Annotated in this window: 1 protein-coding gene (running past one end of the window); it reads left to right on the top strand. The window is 75.5% G+C overall.

From position 1 onward, the window contains the following. A protein-coding gene (locus J3R08_RS20620) for a type I polyketide synthase (protein WP_209962521.1) crosses the window boundary here: on the top strand, positions 1–13,477 show its final stretch. Its footprint begins 16,340 nt before the window's first position; only the last 13,477 of its 29,817 coding nucleotides appear in the window; the start codon falls outside the window, past its left edge; its stop codon occupies positions 13,475–13,477.

Genomic DNA, 13,477 nt, shown 5'->3' with positions numbered 1-13,477 from the left:
GGCGATGCGGCACGGTCTGGTGCCGGCGACGTTGCATGTGGACGAGGCGTCGCCGCATGTCGACTGGTCGGCGGGAGCGGTGGCCCTGGCCACCGAGCCCACCCCGTGGCCGGCGGTGGACCGGCCGCGTCGGGCGGCGGTGTCGTCGTTCGGGATCTCCGGCACGAACGCGCATGTGATCATCGAGCAGTCGCCGGCTGAGACGATCGAGGGTGAGATCGTCGCCCGCGACGTGCCGCCGGTCGTGCCGGTGCTGCTGTCGGCCCGCGACGCCGCCGCGCTGTCGGCGCAGGCGGGCCGGTGGGCGCGCTGGCTGACCGCCGACGAGGCCCCGCGTCCGCTGGACGTGGCCTGGTCATCCGTCACCACCCGGCCCGCGCTGGAACACCGGGCGGTCGTCACCGTCGCCGACCGGGACGACCTGGTCGCGGCGTTGACCGCCCTCGCCGACGGCGACCCCACCGGTACGGTCGTCTCCGGCGCCACCGGCCAGCGTGGCCAGCTCGCGCTGCTCTTCTCCGGCCAGGGCGCGCAGCGCGCCGGCATGGGCCGGGAGTTGTACGCCGGGTTCCCGGTGTTCGCCGCCGCGCTGGACGAGGTGTGTGCGCACCTCGATCCGCTGCTGCCGCGCCCGCTGCGGGAGGTGCTGTTCGCGTCGTCGGGGTCCGCCGAGGCGGAGTTGCTGAACCAGACGGTGTTCACGCAGGCCGGGTTGTTCGCGGTCGAGGTGGCGCTGTTCCGTCTGGTGGAGTCGTTCGGGATCGTGCCCGACATGCTGGCCGGTCACTCGATCGGTGAGGTGACCGCGGCGTATGTGGCCGGGGTGTTGTCCCTGGCCGACGCGTGCGTCCTCGTGGCCGCGCGGGGTCGGTTGATGCAGGCGTTGCCCACGGGCGGCGGCATGCTGGCCGTGGCCGCCGACGAGGCTGCGGTGGCGGAGTCTCTCGCCGGGATGACCGACCGTCTCGGTATCGCGGCCGTCAACGGGCCCACCGCCGTCGTCGTCTCCGGTGCCGTCGAGGCCCTGGACGACGTGGAGCGGGTCTGGCGCGACCGGGGCGTGCGCACTCGCCGGCTGACGGTGAGCCACGCGTTCCACAGCCCGCTGATGGAGCCGATGCTGGCCGAGTTCCGCGCGGTCCTGCACGGCCTCACCTTTGCCACGCCGCTGCTGCCGGTCGTGTCCAACGTGACCGGGGCCCTGGCCGGCGATGAGATCTGCACGCCGGAGTACTGGGTGCGGCACGTGCGCGAGGCGGTGCGGTTCGCCGACGGGATCGCCGCCCTGCGGGCTGCCGGTGTGGACACCTTCCTGGAAATCGGGCCGCAGAGCGTCCTGACCGCCATGACCGCCGACGTGCTGCCCGACGACGACGGTGTGCTGGCGGTGGCTGTGCAGCGCCGGGACCGTCCGGAGGCGCACGCGCTGCTGCACGCCCTGGCGGAGCTGCACGTGCACGGGATGCCGGTGACCTGGACGCAGTGGTTCGCCGAGACCGGCGCGCGGCGGGTCGACCTGCCCACGTACGCCTTCCAGCACCAGCGCTACTGGCCCACCGCCGGCCGGGCGCGTACGGGCGACGTGTCCGGGGCCGGACTCGGCCGCACCGGGCACCCGCTGCTCGGCGCGACAGTGGACCTGGCCGGCGACGACGAGATGGTGCTGACCGGCCGGCTCTCCCTGACCACGCACCCGTGGCTGGCCGACCACACGGTCTCCGGGCTGACGCTCGTACCCGGCACGGCCCTGGTCGAGCTGGCCGTACGGGCCGGCGACGAGGTGGGCCTCTCCCGGCTGCGGGAGCTGACCATGGCCGCCCCGCTGGTGCTCCCCGAATCCGGCGGCGTACGCATTCAGGTGCGGGTGTCCACGTCGGAGTCGCCGCAGCGTCCCGTCGCCGTCTACTCCCGCCCCGACGACGATCCCGAGGCGGGCTGGACCCGGCACGCGGAGGGTGTGCTGGAGGCGTCCACCGCCGACGAGCCCGACACGATCACCTGGCCCCCCGCCCCGGCGTCGGAGGTGGACCTCGCGGGGTGGTACGCGACGCTGGCGGAGCACGGCCTGGCGTACGGGCCGGTCTTCCAGGGACTCCAGCGCGCCTGGGTCGGCCGCGACGAACTGTTCGCCGAGGTGGCCCTGCCGGAGGCCGCCGCCATGGAGAGCGCCGGATTCGGCGTGCACCCGGCGCTGCTGGACGCCGCCCTGCACCCGATCGGGCTGCTGCTCGGTGGCGAGGAATCGAGCGGACCACGGGTGCCGTTCGCCTTCGAGGGCGTGCAGGTCCACGCCGCAGGCGCGGGGACGCTGCGGGTGCGCCTGACCCGCGACGGCTCCGGGCTGCGGCTGGCCGCGTACGACGAGGTGGGCGCGCCGGTCGTGTCGATGGACTCCCTCGTCCTGCGAGAGCTGACCGGCGCGGCCGCGCCGGGCGTGGCCTCGCGGTCGCTGTTCGAGCTGCGGTGGCCGGCCGTGCAGACCGCACCCGCCGGGGAGCTTTCCGGATGGGCGCTGGTGACCGGCGGCCTGGAGCTGCCGGCACCGGTAGGAATGCCCACGTACGCCGATGTGGCGACGGTCGCGGGGGAGGAGTCCGTCCCCCGGACGCTGCTGCTGCCGGTGTTCCCCGCGCCCGGCGCGGCGGCGCCGGAGTCGGTCCGGGCAGTGACCTCGGACGTGCTGGCGACGGTGCAGTCCTGGCTCGCGGCGGACGCCCTGGCGGACTCGCGGCTCGTGGTCGTGACCCGGGGTGCGGTGTCGATCGGCGACGGCGACCGGGTGACCGACCTGGCGAGCGCGGCGGTGTGGGGTCTGCTGCGTTCGGCGCAGTCGGAGCACCCGGGCCGCATGGTCCTCGCGGACGTCGACGGCGACCTGGACGCCGCGCTGGTTGCCCTGCTGGACGGCGTCCTGCGGGAACCGGCCATGACCGGCGGCCAGCTCGCCGTCCGCGAGGGCGCGGTGTACTCGCCGCGCCTGGTCCGGGCCGGCGTCACGGCCGCGCAGACGCCCAGCCTGGGTGACGGCGCGGTGCTGGTGACCGGCGGTACGGGTGCGCTCGGGGCGCTGGTCGCGGAGCACCTGGTGTCGGTGCACGGCGTGCGGTCGCTGGTGCTCGTGTCGCGGCGCGGTCCGGAGGCCGCCGGTGCGGGCGAGATGTCGGAGCGGCTGTCCGCGCTGGGCGCGTCCGTGCGGATCGCCGCCTGTGACGTGACCGACCGGGACCAGGTCGGCGCTTTGGTTGCCGAGGTCATCGCCGAGGGTCGGCTGGCGGGTGTCGTGCACACCGCCGGCGTCCTGGACGACGGTGTCGTGGAGGGGCTGACGGCGGCGCGGCTGGCCGGGGTGTTGGCGCCGAAGGTGTCGGCGGGTTGGTTCCTGCACGAGGCGACGGCGGGTCTGGATCTGGATCTGTTCGTGGTGTTCTCGTCGGTGGCGGGTGTGCTCGGCTCGCCCGGTCAGTCGGCGTACGCGGCGGGCAACGCCTTCCTCGACGGGCTTGCGGTCCACCGGCGGCAGTTGGGTCTGCCGGCCGTCAGTCTCGCGTGGGGCATGTGGGACACCGCCGGCATGGCCGCCTCGATCGAGGAGGCGGACCGGGCGCGGTCCGCGCGGGCGGGTCTGACGCCGATGAGCGCCGAGGTCGGGCTGGAACTCTTCGACGCCGCCCTGCGTGCCGACCGTCCGGCCCTCGTACCGGCCGTGATCGACGTGCCCGCGCTGCGGGCGGCGACCTCCGGCGGCCCCGTGCCGGCCGTGCTGCGCACCCTGATCGGCGTGACCGGCACCCGCCGCCAGGCGGGGCAGGGCGGTGGCGGCTGGGCCGACCGGCTCGCCGGGCTCACCGAGGACGAGGGCCGCGCCCAGGTCGACGTGCTGGTGCGGGGCCTCGTTGCGCAGGTGTTGGGGCACGGTGGTGCGGAGTCGGTGCCGGCGGACCGGGCGTTCCGGGAGCTGGGCTTCGACTCGCTGACGGCGGTGGACCTGCGTAACCGGTTGAACGCGGCCACCGGGCTGCGGCTGGCCTCGACGCTGGTGTTCGACTATCCGACCCCGGCCGTGCTCGCCGACCACCTGTGGTCGGAGTTGGCCGGCGTGCGTCAGTCGACCGCCGGACCGGTCGCCGGCACGGTCCTCGGCGCCGACGAGCCGATCGCGATCGTGGGCATGGCCTGCCGTTACCCGGGCGGGGTGGAATCCCCCGACGAACTGTGGGAGTTGCTGGCCGGCGGCGGTGAGGGGATCGGGGAGTTCCCGGCGGATCGCGGCTGGGACCTGGAGTCGCTCTTCGACCCGGACCCGAACCGCAGCGGTACGTCGTACACGCGCCACGGCGGTTTCCTGTACGGGGCGGCAGAGTTCGACCCCGGTTTCTTCGGTATCTCGCCGCGTGAGGCCCTGGCGATGGATCCGCAGCAGCGGTTGCTGCTGGAGGCGTCGTGGGAGTCGTTCGAGTCGGCGGGGCTTGATCCGCAGCGGTTGCGGGGCAGCCGGACGGGTGTGTTCGCCGGTGTCATGTACCACGACTACGCCTCCCGGCTCATGGACCTGCCGACCGAGGTGGAGGGCTACGTCGGGACCGGCACGTCCGGCAGCGTGCTGTCCGGTCGGGTCGCCTACACCTTCGGGTTGGAGGGGCCGGCGGTCACCGTGGACACGGCGTGCTCGTCGTCGCTGGTGGCGCTGCACCTCGCCGCGCAGGCGTTGCGTTCCGGCGAGTGTGATCTGGCGTTGGCCGGTGGTGTGACGGTGATGGCGACGCCGGGGACGTTCATCGAGTTCTCCCGGCAGCGCGGTCTGTCGCAGGATGGTCGCTGCAAGTCGTTCGCGGCGTCGGCCGACGGCACCGGCTGGTCCGAGGGCGTCGGCGTGCTGCTGGTGCAGCGGCTCTCCGACGCCCAGCGCGAGGGCCGGAAGATCTACGCCGTGGTGCGGGGCACGGCCGTGAACCAGGACGGTGCGTCGAACGGGCTGACGGCGCCGAACGGTCCGTCGCAGCAGCGGGTGATCCGGCAGGCCCTCGCGAACGCGCGGCTCACTGCGGCCGACGTGGACGCCGTGGAGGCGCACGGCACGGGTACGACGCTGGGTGACCCGATCGAGGCGCAGGCCGTCCTGGCCACGTACGGGCAGGACCGGCAGGGGCGGGAGCCGTTGTGGCTCGGCTCGGTCAAGTCGAACATCGGGCACACGCAGGCCGCCGCCGGTGTCGCCGGTGTGATCAAGATGGTCATGGCGATGCGGCACGGCGTCGTCCCGCCGACCCTGCACGTGGACGAGCCGTCCCCACACATCGACTGGTCGGCGGGGGCGGTGGCCCTCGCGACCGAGCCCACCCCGTGGCCGCGGGTGGACCGGCCGCGTCGGGCGGCGGTGTCGTCGTTCGGGATCTCCGGCACCAACGCGCACGTGATCGTCGAGCAGCCGCCCGCCGAGACGATTGAGGGCGAGATCGTCGCCCGCGACGTGCCGCCGGTCGTACCGGTGCTGCTCTCCGCGCGCTCCGACGCGGCCCTGGCCGGCCAAGCGGGCCGGTGGGCGCGCTGGCTGGCCGCCGACGAGGCCCCGCGTCCGCTGGACGTGGCCTGGTCCTCCGTCACCACCCGGCCCGCGCTGGAACAGCGCGCCGTCGCCGTGGTGGCCGACGGCAACGACCTGCTCACCGCGCTTCGGGCCCTCGATGCGGGCGAGCCGTCGGGGGCTGTCGTGACCGGTTCTGCCGCCGCGCGCGGCCAGCTGGCGCTGCTGTTCTCGGGTCAGGGTGCGCAGCGTGCGGGGATGGGCCGGGAGTTGTCCGCCCTGTTCCCGGTGTTCGCCGCCGCGCTGGACGAGGTGTGTGCGCACCTCGATCCGCTGCTGCCGCGTCCGCTCAAGGACGTGCTGTTCGCGTCGGAGGGTTCCGCTGAGGCGGAGTTGCTGGACCAGACGGTGTTCACGCAGGCCGGGTTGTTCGCGGTCGAGGTGGCGCTGTTCCGTCTGGTGGAGTCGTTCGGGGTCGTGCCGGACATGCTGGCCGGTCACTCGATCGGTGAGGTGACCGCGGCGCATGTCGCGGGCGTGTTGTCCCTGGCCGACGCGTGTCAGCTCGTCGCCGCGCGGGGTCGGTTGATGCAGGCGCTGCCGACGGGCGGCGGCATGCTGGCCGTGGCGGCCGACGAGGCTGCGGTGGTCGAGTCGATCGCCGGGCTCGCCGACCGGGTGGGCGTCGCTGCGGTCAACGGACCCACCGCAGTGGTGGTGTCCGGTGGCGTCGAGGCCCTCGACGAGGTGGAGCGGCACTGGCGCGACCGGGGCGTGCGCACTCGCCGCCTGACGGTGAGCCACGCGTTCCACAGTCCGTTGATGGAGCCGATGCTGGCCGAGTTCCGCGCGGTCCTGCACGGCCTCACGTTTGCTGCGCCGTTGTTGCCGGTGGTGTCGAACGTGACGGGTGCCCTGGCCGGCGATGAGATCTGCACGCCGGAGTATTGGGTGCGGCATGTGCGTGAGGCGGTGCGGTTCGCCGACGGGATCGCCGCTGTGCGGGCTGCCGGTGTGGACACGTTCCTGGAGGTCGGGCCGCAGAGCGTCCTGACCGCGATGACCGCCGACGTGCTGCCTGATGACGACGGTGTGCTGGCGGTGGCTGTGCAGCGCCGTGACCGTCCGGAGGCGCACGCGCTGCTGCACGCCCTGGCCGAGTTGCACGTGCACGGGATGCCGGTGACCTGGGCGCAGTGGTTCGCCGACACCGGCGCACGCCGCGTCGACCTGCCCACGTACGCCTTCCAGCACCAGCGCTACTGGCCCGAGGGCACGGCCGAGAAGCGGGCCGCCCCGGACGGCGGCGACGTCGAGTTCTGGACCGCCGTCGAGCGTGGCGACCTGGCCGCCCTCGCCGCCGAACTCGGCGACGACCCCGACGCCCTGGACACGCTCGGCCCGGCCCTGCCGGTCCTCTCGCGCTGGCGTCGTCACCGGTCCCGGGACACCGCGTTGGACGGGTGGTCGTACCGGATCGGGTGGGAGCCGGTCCGGCCGAACCCGAAGACCAGGCTGTCCGGGCGGTGGCTGATCGTCACCGTCGACAGCGGCGCCGACGCGGGCGTGGCGAAGACCCTCACCCAGGCCGGCGCCCGGGTGGACACGCTCACCGTGTCGTCCACCCTCGACCGCGCCGACCTGGGCGAGCGGCTGCGCCGGATCAGCGGGGACGGCTGGGCCGGGGTGCTCTGCGTCCTGCCCCGCCAGGACCGGCCCCCGGCGCACACGCCGGCGTTGCCCGCTGGCACGGCCGCCCTGCTCACCCTCGTCCGGGCGCTCACCGACACGGGCCTGGCCGGACGGGTGTGGGCGCTCAGTCGGACCGCGATGCCCGTCACGGCCGGCGAACGGGTCGACGACGTCTGGGCGGCCCTGGCCTGGGGCCTGGGCCGGGTCGTCGCCCTCGAACAGCCGGACCGCTGGGGCGGCCTGGTCGACCTGCCCGCCCGCGCCGACCGCGGCGCCCGCGCCGGGCTCGTCGCGGTCCTCGCCGACGGCACCCTGGACCAGGTGGCCGTCCGGCGCAGCGGCATCTTCGGCCGGCGGCTGGTGCCGGCCGCGCCGCCCGCCGGGTCAGGTTGGCGGCCCGCCGGGACGGTGCTGGTGACCGGTGGTACAGGAGCGTTGGGTCGGCACGTGGCCCGCTGGTTGCTGGCGAACGGGGCCGGTGAGGTGGTCCTCGCCTCGCGGCGGGGTCCGGGGGCGCCGGGTGTGGCGGAGTTGGTGGCCGAGTTGGGTGCGGTGCGGGTCGTGGCGTGCGACGTCACCGACCGGGCCGCCGTCGACGCCCTCGTGGCGGACCTGCCGGAGCTGACCGCCGTCGTGCACACCGCCGGAGCGTCCGGCGGCACCACCCCGGCGTACGAGGTGACCGACGGCGAGCTGTCGGACACCCTGGCCGGCAAGGTACTCGGCGCCCTGCACCTCGACGCCGCCTGCCGGGGTCGCGACCTCGACGCGTTCGTGGTCTTCTCCTCGGTCGCCGGTGTCTGGGGCGGCGGCGGGCAGGCCGGCTACGCGGCCGGCAACGCCCTGCTCGACACCCTCGTCGCAGCCCGCCGGGCGAAGGGCCTGCCCGCCACCGCGCTGGCGTACGGCCCGTGGGCGGAGGACGGCATGGCCGCCGGGGAGACCGCCGACGGCCTGCGCCGCCGCGGGTTCAGCCCGCTCGCGCCCGACGCCGCCGTCGCGGCGCTCGGCCGCTGGGTGAACGCCCCCGAGGCGGCCCCGGTGATCGTGGACGTCGACTGGTCCCGGTTCGTCACGGCGTTCACCGCCGCACGGCCGAGCCACCTCTTCGACCGGGTCGCCCCCGCCGTCGCCGAAGAGCCGCAGCGGCCGGAGAGCGCCGCCGCCACCGACGGGCTGCGCAACCGGCTCGCCACGCTGCCGGCGACCGGCCAGGAGGCGCTGCTGGTCGACCTCGTCCGCGCGGAGGCGGCGGCCGTGCTCGGCCACCCCACCACCGACCAGGTGCCCGCCGGCCGGGCGTTCCGGGAACTGGGCTTCGACTCCCTCGCCGCCGTGCAACTGCGGGACCGGCTGGGCCGGGTCACCGGCCTGACCCTGCCGTCGACAGTCGTCTTCGACCACCCGTCCGCGGCGGAACTGGCCCGCTTCCTGCGTACCGAAATCGTCATCGGCGCGGACGGCGGCCCGGTCACCGGCGGCGTGGCCTCTGCCCGGCCGGCGGCCGACGAGCCGATCGCGATCGTCTCCATGGCCTGCCGCTTCCCTGGCGGGGTGTCGTCGCCGCAGGAGCTGTGGCGCCTGCTGGCCGAGGGGGTGGACGCGGTCACGCCGATGCCGGCCGACCGGGGCTGGGACCTCGAGGGCCTGTTCGACAGCGACCCGGAGCGGGTCGGCACCAGCTACACCCGCAGCGGCGGCTTCCTGCACGACGTCGTCGGCTTCGACGCCGCGTTCTTCGGGATCAACCCGCGCGAGGCCCTCGCCATGGACCCGCAGCAGCGGCTGCTGCTGCACACCACCTGGGAGGTCTTCGAACGCGCCGGCATCGACCCGCACCGGGTACGCGGCTCCGCCACCGGCGTGTTCATGGGCACCAACGGGCAGGACTACGCCACGCTGCTGCTGGGCGCCCGCTCGCAGGTGGAGGGCTACCAGGCGACCGGCAACGGCGCGTCGGTGGTCTCGGGCCGCCTGGCGTACTCGTTCGGGCTGCACGGCCCGGCGGTCACCGTCGACACGGCCTGCTCGTCGTCGCTGGTGGCGCTGCACCTGGCCGCGCAGGCGCTGCGCAGCGGCGAGTGCGACCTCGCCCTCGCCGGCGGCGTCACGGTGATGTCGACCCCGGGCGCGTTTTTGGAGTTCTCCCGGCAGCGCGGCCTCGCGGCCGACGGGCGGGTCAAGGCGTTCGCCGAGGCCGCCGACGGCACGGGCTGGGGCGAGGGCGTCGGCGTCCTGCTGCTCCAGCGGCTCTCCGACGCCCAGCGCGACGGCAACCGGATCCTCGCCGTCGTACGGGGCAGCGCCGTCAACTCCGACGGCGCGAGCAACGGCCTCACCGCCCCGAACGGACCCGCCCAGCAGCGGGTCATCCGGCACGCGCTGGACAACGCCGGCCTCACCCCCGCAGACGTGGACGTCGTCGAGGCACACGGCACCGGCACCACCCTCGGCGACCCGATCGAGGCGCAGGCGCTGCTGGCCACGTACGGCAGGGACCGAACCGCCGAGCGGCCGCTGTGGCTCGGGTCGGTGAAGTCGAACATCGGCCACACCCAGGCCGCGGCGGGCGCGGCGAGCCTGATGAAGATCGTGCTGGCCCTGCAACACGAGGTGCTGCCGAAGACCCTGCACGTCGACGCGCCGACTCCGCACGTCGACTGGTCCTCCGGCACGCTGGCGCTGCTCACCGAAGCACGTCCGTGGGCCGCCACGGACGGACCCCGCCGGGCCGGCGTCTCCTCGTTCGGCATCAGCGGCACCAACGCCCACGTGATCATCGAGGAGGCCCCGGCGCCGGTCGCCGCCGCCGGCACCGCAACGTTCGACGTGACCGCGGGGCACGGCGAAGCGCGACGCGACCACCGCGCCGTGGCCCTGCCGTGGCCGGTCTCCGCCGCCGATCTGCCCGCCCTGCGCGAGCAGGCCGGGAAGCTGGCTGACCACGTCGCGACCGGCGACGACCCGGCCTGCCTGGTCGCCTGGGCGCTCGCCGACGGCCGCGCCCACCTCGGCCGGCGGGCCACCGTGATCGCCGCCGACCGGGAGACCCGGCTGGCCGCGCTGCGCGCCCTGGCCGCCGGGGAGGAGCACCCAGCGGTGGTCACCGCCCGGCGACGCGCCGGCGGCCTCGCCGTCCAGTTCTCCGGCCAGGGCGCCCAGCGCCCCGGCGCCGGCCGCCAGCTGTACGACACGTTCCCCGTCTTCGCGGCGGCCCTCGACGAGGTCTGCGCGGCCCTGGACCACCAGCTGCCGCAGCCGCTGAAGCCGGTGCTGTTCGCGGCCGAAGGCAGCGCCGAGGCGGCGCTGCTCGACGAGACGGTCTTCACCCAGGCGGGGCTGTTCGCGCTGGAGGTGGCCCTGTTCCGGCTGGTCGAGTCGTTCGGGGTGGTGCCCGGGCACGTCGCCGGGCACTCCATCGGCGAGATCACCGCCGCGCACGTCGCCGGCGTGCTGTCCCTCGCCGACGCCGCCACGCTGGTGGCCGCCCGGGGAAGGCTCATGCAGGCCCTGCCCGCCGGGGGCGGGATGCTCGCCGTCGCCGCCGACGAGGCGGCCGTCGTCGAGTCCCTGGCCGGGCTGGGTGACCGGGTCGGCGTCGCCGCCGTCAACGGCCCCACCGCCGTGGTGCTCGCCGGGGCCGTCGACTCCCTCGACGGGCTGGAGCGGCTCTGGCGGGAACGCGGGGTGCGCACCCGCCGGCTGCGGGTCAGCCACGCCTTCCACAGCCCGCTGATGGAACCGATGCTGGCCGAGCTCCGGGCCGTCCTCGACGGACTGGCGTTCGCCGCGCCGCTGCTGCCGATCGTGTCGAACCTGACCGGGCGGCTCGCCGAGCCCGACGAGATCCGTACGCCCGACTACTGGGTGCGCCACGTCCGCGAGGCCGTCCGGTACGCCGACGGGATCGCCGCGCTGCGCGACGCGGGCGTGGACACCTTCCTGGAGCTCGGACCGCAGGCGGTGCTGACGGCGATGGCCGCCGGCCTGCTGCCCGGCGACGAGGACGGCACTGCCGTGGCGGCGCTGCGCGCCGGCGCCGACGAGCCGGCCGCCCTGCTCGCCGCGCTGGCCGTCGTGGACGGCACCGGGCGGGACGTCGACTGGGCGGCGGTGCTCGCCGCGCTGGCCGGCCCCCGCCCGGATCCCCGCCTGCTGCCCGAGCTGCCGACGTACGCGTTCCGGCCGCAGCGCTACTGGCCGACCCTCGACACGTCGCCGGCACCGGTCGCCGACCCGGTCGACGACGCGTTCTGGCGGGCCGTCACCGACGGCGACCTGGGCCGCCTCGGCCTCGACCCGGACCAGCCGATGCGCGAGCTGCTGCCGGAACTGGAGTCGTGGCGGCGTCGCCAGCAGCTCGACGGCACCCTGGCCGGCTGGCGGTACCGGGTCACCTGGGAACGCCGGGCGCTGACCGGCGCCGACCCGGGCACGTGGCTGGTCGTGGCCCCGCCGCACCAGGTCACCGACCGGGTGCTCGCCGCCCTCACGGCCGGCGCCGCGGCGGTGCACCTGCTGACCGTCGACCCGGCCACCGCCACCCGCGACGGTCTGGCCGCCGACCTCGACCGGCTCGCCGCCGCGCACCAGCCGACGGCGCTGCTGTCCCTGCTGGCATTGGACGAGGCGCCGCACCCGGAGCAGACCGCACTGCCGACCGGCCTGGCGGCGAACCTGCTGCTGGTGCAGGCGCACACCGGCCGCTCCGGCCCGGCCGTACCGCTGTGGCTGGCCACCACCGGCGCCGTCGCCGTCGACGGGGAAGCGGTCGCGCACCCGGCGCAGGCCACCACGTGGGGCCTCGGCCTCGTCGCCGCGCTGGAACACCCCCGGCACGTCGGCGGAGTCGTCGACCTACCGGCGGGCCCGGCCGAGGCGGCGTACGCCGCCCTGGTCGGGGCGCTGGTCAACGTCGACGGTGAGGACCAGCTCGCCGTCCGGGAGGCCGGCGTGCACACCCGGCGGCTGGTCCGCGACACCGGGCTGCCGGCGGCGGGCAACGGCTACCGGCCGAACGGAACCGTCCTGCTCACCGGCGGGACCGGCGCCCTCGCCCGGCACACCACCGACTGGCTGGGACGCCACGGCGCCGAGGTGCTCCCGCTGGCCGAGCCGGCCACGGGCAAGCTCGGTGACCTGATGGAGCAGCTCGCCGCCGAGGAACGCTCGGTGACCGCGCTCGTGCACGTCCCGGCCGAGACCGGCTCGGTGCCGCTCGCCGAGCTGACCCTCGCCGGCCTGGCCGCCGACCTGGCCGCCACCGTCGGCGACGTCCCCAGGTACGCCGACGAGCTGGCGCACCGCCCGCTCGACGCGTTCGTGCTGTGCACCTCGACCACGGGGGTGTGGGGCGCGGGCGGCCGGGCCGGCCAGTCCGCCGGCGATGCGCTGCTGCACGCGCTCGCGGCGAACCGGCGGCACGGGGGACTGGCGGCCACCGCCGTGGCGTGGGGCCCGTGGAGCGACGACCCCGAGTCGCCCGAGCAGGCGCAGCTGCGTCGGCGGGGCCTGCCGGGGCTGCCCCCGGAGCTGGCCCTCGAGGCGTTCGGTCAGGCGCTGCGGGCGGAGGCGGGGCTGATCGTCGCCGACGTGCGCTGGGACCGGTTCGTGCCGACGTTCGCGTCGATGCGGCCGTGCCCGCTGCTGACGGGGGTCCCGGAGGCGGGCGCGGCGATGCCCGCCGACGACGAGCGCCAGCCGGCGGACGACGAGGCGGCGACCGCGCTGCGGGAGCGGCTGCGGCCGCTGAGCCCCGCCGAACGCGAAGGCGTCCTCGTCGACCTCGTGGGCGGCCTGGCGGCGACCGTGCTCGGCCACGGCGGGGACGCGGGGCTGGAGCCCGACCGGGCGTTCCGCGAGGTCGGGTTCGACTCGATGACGGCCGTGGAGCTGCGCAACCGGCTCCGCGCCGCCACCGGCGTCCAACTGCCCGCCGCCGTGGTGTTCGACTACCCCACGCCGGCGGCCCTCGCCCGGCACCTGCGCGACCGGCTCGCGGAGGACGGCGCCGCCGCGGCGGCCCCGCTGCTCGCCGAGCTGGAACGGCTCGACGGTGTCTTCGCGGCCGACGCGCCGGACCGGCTGACCCGGCAGAAGCTGCTGGTGCAGCTGCAGGCGTTCGTCGCCCGGTGGGGCGACGACCGTGGTCCCGTCGAGGAGAAATCGGCCACGCACACCCTCGACGACGCCACCGATGCCGAGATCTTCGATTTCATCCACCGCGAGCTGGGTGGCCCCGGCGGCAATTTGCCGGGGATCTAG

It is taken from the genome of Micromonospora sp. HB375 (assembly GCF_017872985.1).
GTDB classification, from domain to species: Bacteria; Actinomycetota; Actinomycetes; order Mycobacteriales; family Micromonosporaceae; genus Micromonospora; species Micromonospora chalcea.
Note: the sequence above shows the minus strand (reverse complement) of the source record. Positions and strands in the feature narration are given on the sequence as shown.